Origin of the sequence: Streptomyces griseiscabiei (assembly GCF_020010925.1) — a bacterium.
Taxonomy (GTDB): domain Bacteria; phylum Actinomycetota; class Actinomycetes; order Streptomycetales; family Streptomycetaceae; genus Streptomyces; species Streptomyces griseiscabiei.
Map to the genome: position 1 here is coordinate 12,248 of NZ_JAGJBZ010000007.1, position 17,018 is coordinate 29,265.

At 70.5% G+C, this 17,018-nt stretch carries 15 protein-coding genes; 7 read left to right on the forward strand and 8 right to left on the reverse strand.

Translation table 11 applies throughout. The features are described from left to right. Nucleotides 1-214: 214 nt before the first annotated feature. The 8 genes from J8M51_RS45775 to J8M51_RS45810 form a co-directional block, all read right to left on the reverse strand. Complete coding sequence (locus J8M51_RS45775; RefSeq protein ID WP_086756345.1) at nt 215-670, reverse strand: hypothetical protein; 456 nt, start codon at nt 668-670, stop codon at nt 215-217. A gap of 209 nt (nt 671-879) precedes the next feature. Then, a complete protein-coding gene (locus J8M51_RS45780) occupies nt 880-1,623 on the reverse strand; it encodes a hypothetical protein (RefSeq protein WP_086756343.1) in 744 nt (247 codons plus the stop codon). Further along, nucleotides 1,620-1,862 carry a hypothetical protein gene (locus J8M51_RS45785; RefSeq protein ID WP_086756341.1) on the reverse strand — a complete coding sequence of 81 codons (243 nt, stop codon included), beginning with the start codon at nt 1,860-1,862 and terminating at the stop codon, nt 1,620-1,622. Before J8M51_RS45785 ends, J8M51_RS45780 begins: the two co-directional genes overlap by 4 nt. Continuing rightward, the gene (locus tag J8M51_RS45790; protein WP_086756339.1) at nt 1,852-4,080 is read right to left on the reverse strand and encodes a Mucin-19; all 2,229 of its coding nucleotides are present in this window, start codon (nt 4,078-4,080) and stop codon (nt 1,852-1,854) included. The genes J8M51_RS45785 and J8M51_RS45790 overlap by 11 nt, the downstream gene beginning before the upstream one ends. A 17-nt stretch (nt 4,081-4,097) precedes the next feature. After that, nucleotides 4,098-5,477: a replicative DNA helicase gene (dnaB, locus tag J8M51_RS45795; protein WP_086756337.1), complete on the reverse strand. Its 1,380-nt coding sequence runs from the start codon at nt 5,475-5,477 to the stop codon at nt 4,098-4,100. Nucleotides 5,478-5,563: 86 nt separating this feature from the next. Further along, the gene (locus tag J8M51_RS45800) at nt 5,564-6,853 is read right to left on the reverse strand and encodes a hypothetical protein (RefSeq protein WP_086798140.1); all 1,290 of its coding nucleotides are present in this window, start codon (nt 6,851-6,853) and stop codon (nt 5,564-5,566) included. Between the two features lie 805 nt (nt 6,854-7,658). Beyond that, nucleotides 7,659-8,903, reverse strand: coding sequence for a helix-turn-helix domain-containing protein (locus J8M51_RS45805; protein WP_247247610.1), 1,245 nt, complete (start codon nt 8,901-8,903; stop codon nt 7,659-7,661). A gap of 9 nt (nt 8,904-8,912) precedes the next feature. Next, nucleotides 8,913-9,221 (reverse strand): putative quinol monooxygenase, encoded by a 309-nt coding sequence (locus J8M51_RS45810; RefSeq protein WP_086798143.1) that lies wholly within the window; start codon nt 9,219-9,221, stop codon nt 8,913-8,915. A gap of 259 nt (nt 9,222-9,480) precedes the next feature. Here J8M51_RS45810 and J8M51_RS45815 point away from each other — a divergent pair, with 259 nt between their 5' ends. From J8M51_RS45815 to J8M51_RS45845, 7 genes are all read left to right on the forward strand, one after another. Further along, nucleotides 9,481-10,047: a sigma factor gene (locus J8M51_RS45815; protein WP_086798145.1), complete on the forward strand. Its 567-nt coding sequence runs from the start codon at nt 9,481-9,483 to the stop codon at nt 10,045-10,047. Further along, nucleotides 10,044-10,442: a hypothetical protein gene (locus J8M51_RS45820; protein WP_267300200.1), complete on the forward strand. Its 399-nt coding sequence runs from the start codon at nt 10,044-10,046 to the stop codon at nt 10,440-10,442. Before J8M51_RS45815 ends, J8M51_RS45820 begins: the two co-directional genes overlap by 4 nt. After that, the gene (locus tag J8M51_RS45825; RefSeq protein WP_086798149.1) at nt 10,442-10,738 is read left to right on the forward strand and encodes a hypothetical protein; all 297 of its coding nucleotides are present in this window, start codon (nt 10,442-10,444) and stop codon (nt 10,736-10,738) included. The genes J8M51_RS45820 and J8M51_RS45825 overlap by 1 nt, the downstream gene beginning before the upstream one ends. Then, on the forward strand, nt 10,735-12,372 hold the full coding sequence (locus J8M51_RS45830) for a coiled-coil domain-containing protein (protein ID WP_210595535.1): 1,638 nt from the start codon (nt 10,735-10,737) through the stop codon (nt 12,370-12,372). Before J8M51_RS45825 ends, J8M51_RS45830 begins: the two co-directional genes overlap by 4 nt. Then, complete coding sequence (locus J8M51_RS45835; RefSeq protein WP_086752171.1) at nt 12,372-12,761, forward strand: RRQRL motif-containing zinc-binding protein; 390 nt, start codon at nt 12,372-12,374, stop codon at nt 12,759-12,761. Before J8M51_RS45830 ends, J8M51_RS45835 begins: the two co-directional genes overlap by 1 nt. A 110-nt stretch (nt 12,762-12,871) precedes the next feature. Beyond that, nucleotides 12,872-15,541 (forward strand): DNA translocase FtsK, encoded by a 2,670-nt coding sequence (locus tag J8M51_RS46210; protein ID WP_317853015.1) that lies wholly within the window; start codon nt 12,872-12,874, stop codon nt 15,539-15,541. Nucleotides 15,542-15,734: 193 nt separating this feature from the next. Beyond that, a complete protein-coding gene (locus tag J8M51_RS45845) occupies nt 15,735-17,015 on the forward strand; it encodes a hypothetical protein (RefSeq protein ID WP_086752173.1) in 1,281 nt (426 codons plus the stop codon). Nucleotides 17,016-17,018 lie beyond the last annotated feature (3 nt).

Here is a 17,018-nt window from a genome sequence, read left to right on the forward strand (position 1 = left end):
GGGGTCGGACAAGCCTCTGGCCTGCATGGTCGGGGCCGTGGTCGGGACTGTGGTCGGGCCGGGAAGGCGCGCGGGGCGCCCGCCGCCCGAACGGGCAGTCGCGCGTAATCGAACGATCCGACTCGAATCCGAGTGGTCCCGGAGCCGAACGCGCGCGGTGAGCGCACCCGCTGGGGGTGCGCTCACCGTGTGGTCTGGTCTGTGGTTGGGGTCTTCAGGCTGCGGACAGGTGGCAGCCGGCTGCCGCGACGAGTTCGTCGGTCTTGGCGATGGCGTGCTCCCGGCGGGCTGCGAGTCCGGTCTCCCCCGACTCCCAACCCCCGCGCAGGGCGTAGGTCGCGCGGGCGGCAGCCTGTGCGGCGTCCGCCACGGCGGGCATGAGCAGCTGCACACGCAACAGCGGAACGGTGAGGGCGGACCGGGTGCGGTGGCTCTCAGCCCTGGCCTCCGTCCAGTCCTGGTGACGCAGGCGCAGGTCCTCGCGCACCCACATCGCGCGGCGGTGGTCGGCCAGCGCGGCGGCCAGGTCCGCGACGGCGGCCAGGGCCTCGCTGCTGCGGGCGGACTCCATTTCGGCCCGGCGGGCGGCCCGCTGGCTGTAGTGCTGGAGTGCACCGGTCAGGAGCGATCCGGCGAGGGTGCCCAGGACAGCAACGATGGCGGTGAACATCAGGAGTCCTCCTGCGGGTTGGTGGGGCGGCGCTTCCGGCAACTCTCACTATGCCGTCTTTTTATAGGCCTTACAAGAGTAGGCCTACAAAAAGACGGCACTACTTGGGGTGTTTGCTCGCCCGAGACCGCTCGCCTGCAAAGACGCGGCCACGCACCGAGGCCGGTCCCGGGCGGCTGGAATCGCCAGGGACCGGCCGTTCGAGGGGGTTACGTCGTCGGCGTCCAGCCGCGCACCTCGAGGTGGGTGATCTGCGCGCCGGGGGCGAGACGGCCGGTCTCCACCATCCAGTCGCGTACCGCGGCGGCGACGTCGCCGCCGTGCGCGTCGACCTTCTCCTGCCACTCCCGGGCGTCGAACCCGGCCTCACCCAGGCCGGGGCCGGCGCTGTTGCCGTACGCGCGTTCCTCGGTGCTGTCGCGCCGCTGCACGACGTTGCGCCGCACGCCCGGGGAGTCGGTGCGCCGACCGGAGTCGATCAGGAAGTCCCGCTTCTTGGCGCGGACGGTGAAGGCGATGCGGCCGCCAGCACCGGCGGTGTTCTCCACCACCGGCCGCAGCCGGGAGGCGCCGGAGGCGATGTGCTGCTTGGCGGCCCGGGCCATGCTGGAACGGCCGGGGGTGGCGATGACGTCCTTGGCGCGCACCCGGGCCTTCCTCCCGGCCTTGGTCTGCCGGCGGTGGATGTGCGGCTGCGCGACGGCCTTGAGCTCCTGGACGTTCATGGCGGCACCCACTTGCATCTCCTGGACGGCGTACCGCAGCCCGTCCACGAAGGCGGCGCCCTTGCCCTTGGTGAAGAACTGGCTCACCAGGGACGGGTCGCGGCCGATGATGTCGGCCACGTCCCGCTTGGTGTATCCGGCGTCCAGCAGCTGCTGGGTGAGCCGGGCCGCCTCGTTCATCTGCGGCGGCTGCCCGCCGCCGGTTCCCCGGCGCCTGCGCGGTGTCACGCCGCCTCCTCAAGGTCGTCGCAGTCGTGGTGGGAGTAGGGGGCGGTGTCGTCGTCGAACAGGTCGTCACCGCTCGCTCCGCAGCCGTGGCAGTGCCATTCGGCGTGCCAGGTCACCGCGCCGTCCCGGCCGCAGTCGTGATCGGACGACGCAGTCGCTTCGTCGTCCCACATCTGCTCGCCGGTCGCGCCGCAGGCCGCGTGTTCCCACTGGCCGCCCCACTGGATGTCAGCGCTCATCGTCCAGCCTCCTGGTCCTCACGAACTGGGCACGGCCGAGGGCCTGGTGGGAGAGCAGTTCCTCCTCCGTGCGCGGGCCGGTGAACGGGCCGGTCATCCGGCCCTTCTTGAGGTAGTCGCCGGGCTGCCCGTGGTACGGCCAGTCGACGTCGGCGGTGGTGTAGATGGCGTCGGTGCGGAACGCGACGACCGAGCCGGGCGGCAGGTGCAGCGCGCCGACGAACACGTTGTCCTCGCGCATCTTCGTCGACAGCAGCGCGGCCCTCGCCCCCGACCACACGCCGGCCGCCCACTCGGGGTGGGCGTACGGGTCGCGGGAGAACCCGCCGTGCCGCTGCCAGGTGATGGTCTGCCCGTCGGTGCCGATGATCTGCGCTCCGGCGGGGATCTCGTGCTCGCGGCCGACCGGCACCGAGCTGGTGGTGAGGCGCGGGCGCTGCGCGAAGCCGCCGATGCCGTACAGCAGGATCGAGCGGACCGCGCGGGAGGCGAGGTGGGCGGCAAGGCGCTGCCGTTCGTCGCCGTGGACGGCGGCGAGGGCCTGGAGGGACGACCAGGCGTCCTTCAGCTTCGTCGACCACTCCCGCAGCGGGGTGCCCGACTCCCACAGCAGACCGTCCAGGATCTCGATCCGCCACGGCGCGATCGGGTTGCGCAGCGCGAGGTTCACCTCCGCTCCCCCGGCCCAGGTCACGAACGTCTGCCCGGGCTCGGCCGGGTAGTACCAGGCGCGGTCGCCGGCAGCCGGGGCGGGGAGGATGCCGACGTGGTTCCAGCCGTCGGGCACGGTGACCCGGATCTGCCAGTGGCTGGGGGCGAACAGGGCGTTCGTCTGCTCCTTCTCCGACATGGCGGCGAAGGCCTGCGCCGTGATGCGGCGCGGGGCGCCGACCCCGGAGGCCCAGGTGTGCTTGGCGTAGGCGAAGGTCCGGTCGTACTCCACCAGTTGGGGCAGCTTCTCCGGGACGCGGGGCGGGACGATCAGCTCGGTGCGTCCCTGCCCGGCGGTGGCGTGCAGCAGGCCGCGGATCTCCTCCGACATGACCGGGTAGCCCTCGGACCACCGGGAGCCGGTCTTGCCGGAGATGGTGCGCGACCACAGGTCACGGCCGGTCTGCGAGGGGGCGCCCATCAGCACCACGTCCGACCAGTGGTGGCGCAGCTGCTTCCACAGCAGCACGAACGCGTCGCGCACCGTGGCGGGGTCGGCGTCGCCGGGGTCGAACCACTCGCCCACGCTGCGGATTTCGGCGTGCTGGTCGCCGCGCTGCCACCGTCCGACGGGGTTGCGGGGGTGGACCAGGTGGCCGGCCAAGCGGTCCTTGCCGCGCGAGGACTCCACCTGCCAGCCGGGGACCGGCGCGTTGAGCCAGGCGGCGACGGCGTCGCGCAGGAACGGGTAGCGGTCGGCGTCGCGGTGCCACGGGTCGCCGGCCGTGATGTAGATCCGCTCCACGCTGTCCGGAACGGTGGCGTAGACGGCGGTGAGGATCTCGGCCGCGCTCGCGGTGCCGAGGTCCACGCGCACGACCTGGTCGCGGTGGACCAGGACGCCGGTGTTGGTGTCCAGGAACGCCATCTGGCGCGGCTGCTGGGTGAAGTTGGGCCGCTTCGAGACGAGGTTCGGCGTCGGGGTGCACCAGGCGTCGCCCGGCTCCCCGGCCGGGATCGACGGCAGCTCCCGGCCCTGCACCCCGGCGGCCGGGGCGGCGGGGACGGGCTGCGCCTGGTCGTGCGCGGCGGCCGGTTCCTCGAGGGCGGGCGCGGCGTCGCCGGGGACGTCCTCGCTGCCGGGCTCGGAGACCGGGGCGGGCTGCGGGGTCTGCGCCTCCTGGTCGCCCGCAGCGTCGTGCAGCTGGTCGGCGCGGTCGTCTTCAGCGGCCGCGGGCTCCTGTGGGCGGCGCAGGTCGGGGGCGAGCGTGCCAACCGGCCCGGGCGCCGGGACCGGGGCGGCGGCCGCGGCCTGGCCGTCGGCGTCGGCCGGCCTCGGCTCCGGCTGCTTCGGTCCCAGGTGCGGGACCAGGGCGACGACGTCGACGACGCTCAGCCCGGCGGCCGGGGCGATCCGGTCGGCCTTCGCCTTCTCGTACGCTCCGAGCGCGACGATCCGCTTGTCGCGGTCCGCCTCCAGCTGCGCCAGTTCCTTACGGACGGCCTTGATCTCGTCACGCACGCCGCGCAGCCCGGCGAGGCCGGCGGTGAATTCCTTGGTGTCCATCGCGTCGTCCTCTCAGCTCACGTCTGGGCCATGTCGGCGAACATCGAAAAGTGCAAAATCGAGGCGACCGTGATGGTCGCCGTCGGGCCGTTGCGGTTCTTCGCGAAGATCAGGTCGGCTTCGCCGGAGCGGGGAGACTCCTTCTCGTAGGCATCCTCGCGGTGCAGCAGGATGACCATGTCCGCGTCCTGCTCGATCGCGCCGGACTCCCGCAGGTCGGACATCACCGGCTTCTTGTCCTGGCGCTGTTCCGGGCCGCGGTTGAGCTGGGAGAGCACCACGACCGGGATCTTGAGCTCCTTCGCCATGAGCTTCACCTGCCGCGCCATGTCGGAGACTTCGACCTGCCGCGACTCCGTCTTGCGGCCGGTGCTCATCAGCTGGAGGTAGTCGATGACGACCAGGTCCAGGCCGCTCCGCTGCTGGAGGCGCCGGCACTTGGCCTTGATCTCCATGACTGTCGTGTTCGGCGAGACGTCCATGTAGAGCGGCGCTTCGGTGATCCTCGGGGCGACCCGGGCGATGCGCTCCCAGTCGTCCTGCGTGGTGGTGCCGCTGGTGAGATGGTGCAGGCCGACGCGTGCCTCGGCCGACAGCATCCGGTTCATCAGCTCCTCTTCGCTCATCTCCAGGGAGAAGAACGCCGCCGGACGGCCGTGCTTGATCGCGCAGGCCCGGGCGAAGTCGAGTGCGAGCGTCGACTTGCCCATCGCAGGCCGAGCCGCGACGACGATCATCTGGCCGGGCTTGAGGCCGTTGGTGAGCGAGTCGATGTCGGTGAAGCCGGTCGGAACGCCCATGGTGAGGCCGTTCTTCTGCCGGTCGTCCAGCTTGTCGATGTGTGCCTCAAGCCGGTTGCCGACCCGAACGGTGGCGGATTCGTCCCGGACGCCCACGGCGTTGTGCAGCTCGGCTCCGGCGGCGTCGACGATCTCGTCGACCTCGCGGTCGGCGTCGTATCCCATCTGCGTGATCCGGGTGCCGGCCTCCACCAGGCGGCGCAGCCGCGCCCGGTCGTGGACGATGTCCGCGTAGTGCGCCGCGTTCGCCGCGGTCGGCACCATCTGGACCAGGGTGTGCAGGTAGGACGCGCCGCCGATCTTGTTGATCTCGCCGCGCTTGGTCAGCTCGGCCGCCACCGTGATCGGGTCGGCCGGCTCGCCCTCGCCGTAGAGGCCGACGATCGCGTGGAAGACCGTCTCGTGGGCGGGCTTGTAGAAGTCGTGGCCCTTCAGCAGCTCGACGACCTCGCCGATCGCGTCCTTGCTCAGCAGCATCCCGCCAAGGACCGCCTGTTCGGCATCGAGGTCCTGCGGCGGAATGCGCTGGAAAGCGCGCGGATCCTCGGTCTCGCCGTCATCGAACGGCGGTGCGGGGCTCGGTACGGTGGTACTCATCGGTCTCCATTTCCGGGTGCATCGGATCGGGGATCGGCGGGTCGCCTCTCGCTACAGAGGCGACCCGCAGTCGTATGCGGCGGCGGTCAGGTCCCCGCCGCCGGGTTGTTCTGTTCCAGGGCTTCCAGCGCGGCCAGCGCCTCGGCCCGCTTCCGCTCGAACTCGGCCTCCGAGGCCTGCGCCGCGGCTTCCCGGCCGGCCCGCGTCCGCGTCTTGGCACGGGCGGTCTTCCCGCCAGCGCCTCGGCCGGCGATGCCACGCAGGATCTGCGCCTTCGCCTCCTCGGCCGCGCGCACGTGCTCGGGATCCGGCTCGCTGGCCACGGGCTGCGGATCGACGTCCAAGTCCGGCACCGACCGGCACGGCACGCACGTCGCACGTTCCCGGCCGGGGTGGTGCGGGCACGGATCGGCAACCGGCCCGGCCTGGCGGGCGGCGGCGCGGCGGAACCGGGGCAGGTCCTCGATCCGGCTCTTGAGCGTCGCCGGGAAGTTGCGGATCCCGCCCGGGTTCTGCGTCAGCTGCACCAGCAGCTGGGGGCCGATCTCCCAGCCCTGCTCTGAGATCACCTCGGCAAGCAGCGGCGAGAGGTCGCGCACGGTCTTCCGACCGCAGGCCCACCGGTCGGGCAGGTCCGAGAGGAACTCCGCAGCGGACGCGATCAGCGCGGGGTCGATCTGCTGCGCAGCGCGCCCCTCCTCCCCCTCCGTCTGTGACGGGTGTGACGCAGAGGCGCCCGTGTGGGGGCTGGGGGAGGAGGTTTCCACCTCCTCCGGGGGGGGTGTGGGGGGGGTGAAACCGAAACCGAGGTTTCCACGGTTTCGGCTCTGACCAGGCGAAACCGTGGAATTCCGAGATCCGGGAATCCACGGTTCCGCGTTCGAAACCGAGGTTTCCACGGTTTCGCTCTGACCAGCCGAAACGCCGTTTTCCACGGTTCCGGAACCGCTCTGAGCGTTCGAACCCGTGGAAACCTCGGTTTCGGCCCTGACCTGCAACGACGCTGCGGCGCCCTGGTTGACGTACTGCTCGTTGTTCGCCGGGTTGCGGTAGACCTCCACCATCCACTCCGGCCGCCCGGTGGCGGGGTTGTAGACCGGGGCGTGCTTGACGTGGCCGGCCTTCTTCAGCCGCTTGAAGATCGCGGCGAGACGGGTCTCGCCCATCTTCCAGCCGCTCGCCTGGAACTCCCGGACCAGATCCTTCATCGTCGAAGGCAGCCCCGGATCCCGCAGCAGCAGCCGGATCAGCACGCCGTAGTCCTCCGGCTGCAAGATCGGCGAATGCGCCACCGCCCGAGAGACGATGACCTCCTCCGGCGGCTCCCACGCCCGCCGAACCCGGCTGCCGCTGAACTCCCCACCCAGCTCGCTCATCGGCCCACCTCAACGAGCTGGAGGCGCGGCAGGGCAGCAGGCCAGGAAGCGGCGGCGGGCTCGGATGAGGACGCGCGCGCGAAGAGCAGCGCGAGGTCACCCCGGCCTGGAAGAATGCGAGACAGCGAAGTGCGGGTCATGCCCGCCAGCCTGGAACGATTCGCCTGTGGATAGAGTGCGGCCGCAGCGGCGAACGGACGCCGGACGGCGGGCATCGAGATATAGGTGCTCACACCCTTACCAGGTGTGAATTCGGCGGACCGTGTGACAGTCCGAACCGAAAAAGTTGGAGCGAACGCGTCAGGCGGGCCCGGGGGCTGACCTGCGCGATTGAGCGGGAATGACACGTACGGTCCCTAAAAGTAGGGAGCCGTGGATCAGCTGATCAACGTGACGCGGGCCACGCAATGCCAACTCGTTGTGGGCATCAGGGGTTCCGCGCCTCTATTCTGTTGGGTAGGTGACCGACGGGCCCCTGTGTCCAGGCACCCAGCGCGGTCACCGCGCTGACCACGACTCCGGCTTGGCAAGGCTGGGGAGTCGCTCAAGATGGCCGTTCCTGTTCGCGCAGGGCGGCCATCGGCGTTTCTACGGGGGAAGTCCAAGATTCGTGCACAGCATGGAGCAGCGGCGGGGCTGGGCCCTCAACCTCTCACGCACCATGTGCGTCACCTCCGTTGGCTTCCCCGGACACCGGGTACTCGGACCATCACACTCTGCCAGACCGTGCCGCCGAAGGGGGGCACGGGGCCTGGCATGTCGTAAACGGATCAAGGAAGCCCCTGGTTCCGTTGGGACTGGAAGGCTATTCCGTGGCGTCCGCGCGTTCGGCGAGGTCAAGAAGTTCTCGCGAAGCACCGCGGCCGCTAAGGAGGATGAGCTCATGAATGGCCTTCCGCCCGGCGACGTGCGACCGGACCATCTCGGGGGCCAGCTCTTCAGCGCGCAGCAAGGCGTCCAGCGCCTCACCGACCTGACGGCGCTGAACGTAGGCCCGGCCGAGGTCCATGAGTAGCCGGGCCTGCCGCTCGCTCGACAAGCCCGTGGCGTCGATCGCCTCCCCGATGTCGATGGCTTCGCCGGCGTCGCCCAGCTCGACGGCGATCGCGACGGCCCAGAGCTCAACGTTGGTGGGTCCGAACTCGAGGTGGTAGTCGTTGCGGTCCTCTCCAAGGGCTTGGGCAACGGCCCGGGCCTCATTGATCTCAGCTCTGGCCTCCGGGCGTCGGCTGCCGCGTGAGTGGATCAGAGCCAGGACGAGGTGGAGCGCCCCCATGATCGAGCGCTCTTCAGGGCTCGCCGGGCGGTTCTGCAGGTGGGCTTTGAGTGTTTGGAGCGCGGTGCGCGCCGCGTGCTCAGCCTGATCGAGACGCTTGAGCCGGACGAAGGCGTGTGCGAGGCGGAAGATCCCGGCACACACCTCCAAGGGCTGACCGGACTCCTCAGCCGCCCGAATCGATCGATCCGCGGCTACCCAGGCCGCATCCGCTTCGTCCTGCCGTACGAAGCTCGCTGCCAGCGCCTGGTAGGTCCTGGCCAGCAGGTGCAGGACTTCCGGGCGTCTGTCGTTGTCGACCGCCCTCGAGGTGCGTTCCAGAACGGGGATCACCTGCTGGAGTTCCGCGCTGAGGTCGGCGAACTGCGATGAGTGGGCCAACTCCCAGACGTGGTCCACCTGCGCGACCAGTTCGTCCAGCGAGGGGACGGCGACATCCCCGCCGCCCGCTGGCGGCAGCAGGGCATCCAGCGCGGGATGCCCTGAGATCAGCACGCGGGCCCCGTCCAGGTCGTTCACCTCGGAGTCCGTAGCCACCTCTTCCGCCTCGGCCGAGGGGACGGATGGCTCTAGCCGCTGCATCGAGACACCAAGGGCGTCGGCGAGGTCCCGCAGGACGTCCAGCCGCTGTACGACCAGGACGCCGCGTTCGACCTGCGAGACCCAGCTGGCAGTCTTGTTGATCCGGGCAGCCAAGTCCTGCTGGGTGTATCCCTTGGCCTTCCGCAGCTCAGCGACTCGCCGGCCAAAGGCCCGCTGCTGATCTTCCGTCATGGTCTTCTCCTACGCCGGGCGCTTGCCGGCGACTTCGTCAAGGAACGTCACCTCGGTGCTCGCGAGGTACTGCCCGCGTTCGGTCAGGAACCGCTTCACATGGGGCTGTTCCTCATGGGCGGCGAAGGCGTCCCGGTCCGCGTAGAGCTCGTAGAACACGCGGACGTGCGGTTCGTCGACCGGCACGTGGCTGACGTACACGAGCGTGCCGGGCTCCTTGGACTGGATGCCCTGCAGCGTCTCCTCCACGAGACCATCGAAGGACGCAGCGGCAGCTGCGTCTCGCGCGGTGAAGCGAACCACCAGGCCGTACGGCATGAGTCGTCCTCCCTGTTGTTGGCGCACCTACCTTCTCACACCCACAAACGATCTGTGAATCGCAGCAGGGATTGACTCGCAAAAATTCTGCGAGTAGCTTCGGAGTCAGTTGCTCCCCGGCCCAAAAGGGGCTGGAGGAGACGGCTATTCGGTGCGCCCAAAAAGCCCCGAAAAAGGCACGAAAACGGCCCCCCGGGTGGTCTTGGCAGAGACCCGGGGAGCCGCGCACAGGCCGTCTGACTCTGAAGGAGAACGACCCGTGAACACCATCTTCGCAGCCGAGCGTCGGACCGAACAGCGCGCACAGAACGCGAGTTCGGCGGTCCTCGGTGCGTCCCTGCTGGCCGCCGCGTACGAGCGTCACGCCGCCGCCCTGGTGGACTACGTCAACGGCGCCCTGGTGGCCGGCGACTGGCACCGGGCCGAGGACGTGGCCTCCGAGGTGTGGCTGAGCATCACCGAGAACATCGACCGCGTCGACGCCCGCGTCCTCGAGCTGAGCTGGCTGCAGATGATCGCCCGTTCGGTCGTACGTGACACCAAGGACTCCGGCCTCGAGGTGCTGGTCGCCTTCACCGGTGAGGAGCTGGCGCTCGCCGTCACCACGGCCGACGGCGAGACGGCCCCCGAGCCGGTCCAGGAGTCCGGTGCCCAGACCGAGTTCCGCGTCGGGCACGGCAGCCCCGTCAAGTGGTCGACCGCGGACTTCGAGTCCTACGAGAACTTCGGCTCCGTCGACAGCATCCCGCTCCCGTTCGTCGACACCACGGCGTCCGTGACCGAGCTCCCGGCCGCCACGGCCGGCGAGGGGGTGCAGGCGGCATGACCGTCACCACCAACCCCAACCTCTCCCGCATCCGGACGCAGACGCTGGTGACCGCCTGGATCTTCACGGGCCTGGTCCTGGCCGGGTTCGCCTGGCTGCTGGGTCTGCAGACCAGCTGGTGGCAGCGCGTCATACTCGCGCTCCCCGTCGTCCTTCTCGCCGTCCTGGACGTGCGCGGCGTCGACGCCCTGGTCGACGTCCGGGTGAACCTCACCCGCGCCCTCGCCGACCTCGACTGGCTTCAGGTCCCGCTCGCGGTGGCTGGCGTCGCCTGGCTGATCGGGCTGACCCCCGGCGTCTCGACGCGCATCACCCTCGTTCTCGTGATCGCCCTTGTCGTGGCCCTGTTCCGCATCGCCCCGTCCGCGCCGGCACCGACTGGAGGTTCCCGCTGATGAAGACCTACAACACCGGCGTCAACCCCTCCACCGGCCTTGAGCACAGGCTGGCCTGCGACCTGGAAGAGGCCCTGACCGACCTGGGTGCGGTCCTCGGTGCCGCGCTGGTCGCCCTCGACAGTCCCGAGGTCGCGATCGCGCAGCTGACCGGTCTGCTCGCCCTGGCGAAGAAGACGGCCAAGGAGCGCGACATCGAGCTGGCCCCGCACTGGCGGATGGCCGACGTGCTGCTGGCCGCCAAGACCACCACCACGACCCCCGCCGATGACACTCCGGCTGGAGGCACCAAGTGAGCGTCACCGACTACCGCCAGGCGCAGCGCGAGGACCGCGCGGCCGAGCGTGCCCAGGACCGTGAGGACCGGCGTGCTGCCGAGGAAGCGCGGTTGGAGCGGGAGCGCCTGGCCCAGGATGCGCGGCTTGAAGAGCGGCGCCTGGCCCAGGAGGCCGAGGACCGCCGCCGCGAGCAGGACCGGCTGGACAAGCAGGCCGAGGCCGAGCGGCAGCGTGCGGCCCAGGAGCTCGCGGCGAAGCAGAAGCGTGAGCGTGAGGAGGCCGACCGAGTCGCGAAGGCGGCGGCGGACAAGGAGCGCAAGCGCGAGAAGGCGCGGAAGGCCAAGGAGCGGCGGGACCGCTGGACCGGGCGGGCGAAGGCCGCGCCGGGCTGGGTTTCGGAGCACCTGGACCTGGCGGCCGCGCTGGCCGTGATGGCGTGCAGCATCGTGCCCGCCCTGGTCTCGCAGGCGTCGTCGCTGCGGGACACCGGGATCATCGAGTCGATGGGCTGGCTGGGTGGACTCCTGGTCGTCCTGCTGCCGGTGATGCTGGAGTGCTCGGCCTGGGCTGCGACGGCCGGTGAGGCGAAGGCCATGAAGGCCAAGCGGAGCCCGTGGCCGTACCGGATCGCGGTCTACGGTTTCGCCGGTCTCGCCGCGTGGGTGAACTACCTGCACGGCCGGAACGTCGGCGGCGAGCACTACGGCGTGCTGCTCGGCTCGGTCCTCGCCGCGTCGTCGGTCGTGCCGATCGCGGTGTGGCAGCTGGTTCAGGTCGGGCGGCACCGCGAGTTCAAGGAGGAGATGCGCGCGGCGCGGCAGGAGCGCCGGGACGCGAAGGCGACGAAGAAGTCGCGCGAGAAGGAACTGCCGCAGGTGTGGGCAACGGCCCGTCGGCTGCGGGCGATTGCCGGGCACACGAAGCTGTCGCTCGAGGACGCGTGGCAGGCCGCGTGGGCGGTCCACGAGGGCGCCGGTGACGGCGCGGTCTCGGACGAACTCCTGGCGATGCTGTCGGCTGACATGATCGGTCTGCGGGTCGACGCTGAGGAGCGGCTGGCGGTCGTCCTGGGAGAGCTGCGGCAGGCCCGCGAACGTCGGATCGCGGCGTCTGGTGCGGCTTCCGCCGCAACCGCTGAGGCTGTCCGTGACGGGTCCGCGAACGGTTCCGCGAAGGGGGGTACAACCCCCTCCACACGGTCCGTCGAAGAGGTCTCCACGGGCCTCGTGGACGCTTTCGGTAAGCCCCTGTTGCGGACGGTATATCCGCAGATCACCCCGTCCGTCCCCCCGTCCGCGCGCACCCCTGAAACCGCGCCCGCGCGGACCCGCGAAACCACGCGCCCGCGCCCGCGTAAGGAACCCCGCAGGTCCCCCGTGCGGAAGCTGTCGACGGGTGCGAAAAAGGCCGCTGCGGAGACCGCGAAGCAGGCGTCGGCGGACGAAAACCTGGCGATCGAGACGTGGATCGCGGAAGAGCTCCGGGCGGGCCGCGAACCGAACGCGCGGGCCGTCGCGGAAGAGACCGAGCGGCGCCGCAAGGAGGTCAACAAGAAGGCGACCGCACCGGGCAAGACGTGGTGCTACGACCGCATCGCGGCCGTCCGGAAGCTCCCCGGCCTGCACGTGGTCAGCGACCAGCGGACTGCGTGATGGCGCCGAAGCCCAGCGACCGGTTCAACGACCCGGACGGCGAGAAGTTCGGCATCCCGACCTGGCCCTGGCGGCTGGGTCCGGATCCGAGCGAACTCGCCACGGTGCGCCAGCTCAAGGCCCGGGGCCTGCGGCCCCGGAAGCCGGGCACACCGGACGGCCAACTCGGCTGGCTCCGGGGAGGCGAGGACCACTTCGCCCCGCTGTACCGGGTTGACGAGGCCAAGCCGAAGCGGCCGATGACCGAGGCGATGTGGGCGTCCATCTGGAAGGCCTGCGCGGCCCGCCGGGTCTGCCCCGAGTGCAAGACCGAGAAGGACTATCAGATCCCCCGGCGCCACGGTGCCTGCAACGACTGCTACTTCGGCGGCTACGCGGCCGCCGCCTGAACTCCCCCGACAACTCAAGACGCGAGACGGGGCCGCCGGCCCCTCAACCGACCAAAGCGATTGGCCAGCTCCCCGTCTCGCGCCGCCCCTGACCGAGAGGCACACACAGCATGTCCGAGAACCCTCAGCACGTCACCAGCGGCCTGGACCGCCGCCTGGTGCGCGCCGCGGCCGAGGCGGTCGTGAGCACGCAGTTCGGGTCCACCTCGATGATCCAGCGCACGCTGCGGGTCAACTTCGCCGCCGCCAGTCAGCTGATGAACGTGCTGGAGGTCATGGGGGTCGTCGGCCCCTCGCAGGGCAGCCGGGCCCGCGACGTCCTGGTCCGCGACGTCGACGACCTGGTGGACGTCTTCGCCACCACCGGTCACGTCGTGGACGCGCTGGAGGTGACGGGAGTCGCTGACACGGCCGAGGTGATCACGCTCCCCACCCAGGCCACCGTCGGCGCCGACCGGTCGGACTGGCTGGACAGCATCCTGGCCGAAGACTTCACGGTGACCGAGGACACGGCGCCGGCCGTTGACCTCTCCAAGCCGGACACGGCCACCTCCCCCGCCGCGCCGATCGAGGCGACCCGGGTCATCAAGGCCGCCGACTGGGAGATCGGGGAGGACCCGGAGGGCGACCGGCCGTGGATCGACCCGCGGCTGAAGACCCCCGAGGGCCGCGCCGCGCGCCGCGCCTGGCGCAGGCGGCAGCGCCGCCGCACCGCACGCAAGTGGGTCGCCCGCCAGAGCACCCCTCACGGAGTGATGCAGCGCGCGGTCCGCGGCGAGCGCCGGGCCCGGACCTGGGTCAAGGGCATCGAGGGCCTCAAGGCCGAGGCCGACCTCACCCTGGCGCTGACCATGACCAAGGCGGCCAACAAGTCCGCCCTCAAGGCCAAGATCGCGATCCTGGACCGCAAGGCCAAGCAGACCGAGGCACAGCAGGCCCAGCAGAAGGCCGGCCAGGCCGTCGCCGTCGCGGTCGCCGCGAAGAAGAAGGCGCAGCAGAAGGTCGCGGCCCGCGCCGCCGGCGTCTACGGCTCGGTCGCCGCCGCCGACCTCACCGCGCTCGGCTTCGAGGGCATGTGGGGACTTCTCGGGGCCCTGATGCTCAACGTCGGTGTCGCCTCCTGGTTCGGCCGCGACGTCGAACTCACCGAGGAGCAGCTGGAGAAGATCGAGCAGATCGAGGCGGGCGTCCCGCAGCGGTTCGACGCCGCCATGACGCCGCGGATGTTCGAGCAGATGATGCGCCAGGCCCTGACCGAGGACCTGAAGGTCCCCATCGCCGCCCTGCGCGTCGACCCGCAGCCGTGGGGCTTCGAGGTCCAGGTGTGGGTGGACCGCACCACCCCGGAGCGGATCTCCACGCAGCTGAGCCTGCTCGAGGGCTGCCTGCCCGGCGTCCGTACCAACAGCATCCTGCTGCAGCAGTCCGCCGCCGCGCGCAACGAGTGCGTCATCCGGGTTCCCGGCAAGAACCCGTGGCAGGCCGTCCCCGAACTCCCCACCCGCGCCCCGCAGTCGATCGCGACCAAGGACATCCACGACGCGCAGATCGGCGCCGACATGTCCGGCCGGCCGCTGGCTCTGCCGATGTGCCGTACCAACGTCAACGTCGTCGGCAAGTCCAGGTCCGGCAAGTCCAACATCCTGGCCGCGATCCTCGACGCCCTCACCGCCACCGAGGACCAGATCATCATCGGCATCGACCTGGGCAGCGCCGGATCCGGATTCGGCGGACTGGTCAACGGCATGCACGTGGTCGCGACCAACTGCGCGGACGCCGCCGACGTCCTGCAGTGGGCGCTGGACATCGGCAAGGGCCGCCCTGCCCTGTTCAGCAAGCTCGGCATGGGAAAGAACTGGCAGACGTCCCGCGAACGCCCCGGCATCAAAATCGTGGTGGACGAATTCCCGGCCCTGGTCCGCGAAAGCCGCAAGGGTTACTACGACCCCGAGACCAAGCGGATGGTCAGCTGGGACCTGGACGGCAAGCTCGCCGAACTGGCCATCACCTCCGCCAAGTCCGACGTCACGATCATCATTGCCGGACAGGGCGTCACCAAGGAGAAGGTCAAGGACAACACCTGGCTGACCGAACTGCCGGTGCAGGTCCTGGGTGCCTGCGACAAGGACGACGTCGTGCAGATCCTCGGTGGTGGCGCGATGGATGAGGGCTGGCGCCCGGACCGGCTCGTGCCCGCGATGGGCGACCAGATCAACGACGCCTCCGTGGTGTACGTGATGGCGGGCGCCGCCTACTGCGAGCCGATCCCCTACCGCGCCTGCTACGCCTCCGAGGACGAACTGCTGAACCGCGGCACCGAGCGCGGCAAGGCCGGCCTGGTCGACATCGATGACGAGTCCGCACGGTTCAGCGAGATCACGCTGCAGGAGCTGATGGAGAACAGCGCCGCCGCGCTGTTCCACGGCGTGGACGCGGACGACCAGGAGACCGGCGTTCCGCAGCTGATCGCCACCATCAGGGAGATCTTCGCCGACGCCGCGGACTCCTCCGGCAAGGAGCCCGCCGGGTTCTCGCGGGAGGAGCTGGCCGACGCGCTCGGCCAGGTCGACCCGTCGCGGTGGGGCCTCGAGCGGTTCGACGGCGAGACGGACGACGAGCGGATCGCCGCCCGCGTCGACGAGCTGCACAAGGCGATCAACGCCGTGCTCGCCCCGAGCGGCCAGACGTGGGCGCTGGAGAAGTACCGCAAGGACAAGCCCCGCGGCTACCGCCTGAAGGACCTCAAGGTGATCACCGGAGAGACCCCCGAAGGTTCCTGATCACGACCGGAACCCGGATGGAACCGCAGGTCAGCGAGGTGGAACCGGCCCGGAACCGGGCCGGAACCCCCTCCCCCGACCGGAACCGGTTCCGCCTCGAGACCCCGGTTCCAACCGGGTTCCACCCCGCTGACCTGCACTTCCACCCGGTTCCACCCCGGTTCCAGCCCTAAATGATCACCAGGAGCCCGACATGGCAGTCGACCCGATGCGGTTCCCCCACCCGGCCGCCGGCTACCACCACATCGCCTGCGAGCGCCGCTTCATGTGGATCGAGCAGGACCCGGCTTTTTCGCTGCGCGACAAGTGGATCCAGCACCCCGTCGTCTGCCCCGAGTGCGCCGCCGACACCGGGCTGATCCTGGCGTATGACGAGCACGGCGGCGACCAGGTCGTCCAGGTGCTGTGCCCGAACGGCCACGAGTGGCCCGAACTCTTCGTGGACCCGCAGTACCTCGTGACCTACTCCGCGATGCGCTTCTACGCCGACCCGAACCCCGCTCTGCTGTGGATCGTCGACGCCGGGTTCGGCGAGGAACCCCCGCCGCCCATCGACGACCACGTGGAGCAGCTCGTCAAGGGCTACAAGGAGGTCGCCAAGTACGCGGCACGCAAGGGCAGGACCCGCGTCAAGCGGGCCGTGCGCAAGCCGCTGCGCAAGGCGAAGAAGAAGGCGCTGAACGTGGCGTTCTCCCCGGTCGCGGCCACGCTGCGCGCCGCCTGGATCCTCCAGTCCGGCGGCGTCCCGCAGGCAGCGCCGAAGCGCCCGGGCAAGCCGTCCCGGCCGGAGGAGGGCATGAAGATCCCCTCCGTCGCCGCCTACCGCAAGGCGTACGGCATGCCCGCCCCGAAGCGCGGCCCGAAGTGCCTGGTGTGCGAGGACAGCGGCCGCATCCCCGGCACCGCGATCGGCTGCACCGAGTGCGCCGGCCCCGCGGCCGCCGTGATGGCCGCAGCCGAGCGCCGTGCCGAACGCGCCCGCCAGGGCAAGGACACCGGCCGACGGACCCGGGGCACGAGCAACGGCGTCGTCGTCGGCCGCGGCGAGAAGGTCACAGGCCCCGTCCAGGCGGCGACCGGCAGCCGCAAGGGCCCGGCCAAGAGCGCCGCCAAGGCCACCCGAGAGACCGCCGACGCCGTCGTCCAGGGCGTCAGGGACTCCGGTGCGGTCGTCAACACCGGCGTCCAGAACATCGCCGGGGGCCGGATCACCGGCGTCGTCCAGGTCGTCGGCGACGGCCAGCAGATCAACGCGCAGACCGGTAAGGGGATTGGCCCCGGCCGGCCGCTGACGGCGAAGGAGGCCGCCGCCGTACGCGGCGCGGTCGACGCCGCGGCCCGCGCCGCCCGTGAGGCCGGCCCCGGGACGTCCTCCTCCATCCAGGTCACCGGCAAGAACAACTCGATCATCAACAGCACCGTCAACGGCGATGCCGTCCACATGGTGCAGACGAACACAACCGACAACGACTGAGGA

Bases quoted from the DNA above. Each gene is read 5' to 3' on its own strand.
- J8M51_RS45800 (WP_086798140.1), bottom strand. From the start codon at position 6,853: ATGAGCGAGCTGGGTGGGGAGTTCAGCGGCAGCCGGGTTCGGCGGGCG.
- J8M51_RS45775 (WP_086756345.1), bottom strand. From the start codon at position 670: ATGTTCACCGCCATCGTTGCTGTCCTGGGCACCCTCGCCGGATCGCTC.
- J8M51_RS46210 (WP_317853015.1), top strand. From the start codon at position 12,872: ATGTCCGAGAACCCTCAGCACGTCACCAGCGGCCTGGACCGCCGCCTG.
- J8M51_RS45785 (WP_086756341.1), bottom strand. From the start codon at position 1,862: ATGAGCGCTGACATCCAGTGGGGCGGCCAGTGGGAACACGCGGCCTGC.
- J8M51_RS45845 (WP_086752173.1), top strand. From the start codon at position 15,735: ATGGCAGTCGACCCGATGCGGTTCCCCCACCCGGCCGCCGGCTACCAC.
- dnaB (WP_086756337.1), bottom strand. From the start codon at position 5,477: ATGAGTACCACCGTACCGAGCCCCGCACCGCCGTTCGATGACGGCGAG.
- J8M51_RS45805 (WP_247247610.1), bottom strand. From the start codon at position 8,903: ATGACGGAAGATCAGCAGCGGGCCTTTGGCCGGCGAGTCGCTGAGCTG.
- J8M51_RS45820 (WP_267300200.1), top strand. From the start codon at position 10,044: ATGACCGTCACCACCAACCCCAACCTCTCCCGCATCCGGACGCAGACG.
- J8M51_RS45810 (WP_086798143.1), bottom strand. From the start codon at position 9,221: ATGCCGTACGGCCTGGTGGTTCGCTTCACCGCGCGAGACGCAGCTGCC.
- J8M51_RS45790 (WP_086756339.1), bottom strand. From the start codon at position 4,080: ATGGACACCAAGGAATTCACCGCCGGCCTCGCCGGGCTGCGCGGCGTG.
- J8M51_RS45835 (WP_086752171.1), top strand. From the start codon at position 12,372: ATGGCGCCGAAGCCCAGCGACCGGTTCAACGACCCGGACGGCGAGAAG.
- J8M51_RS45825 (WP_086798149.1), top strand. From the start codon at position 10,442: ATGAAGACCTACAACACCGGCGTCAACCCCTCCACCGGCCTTGAGCAC.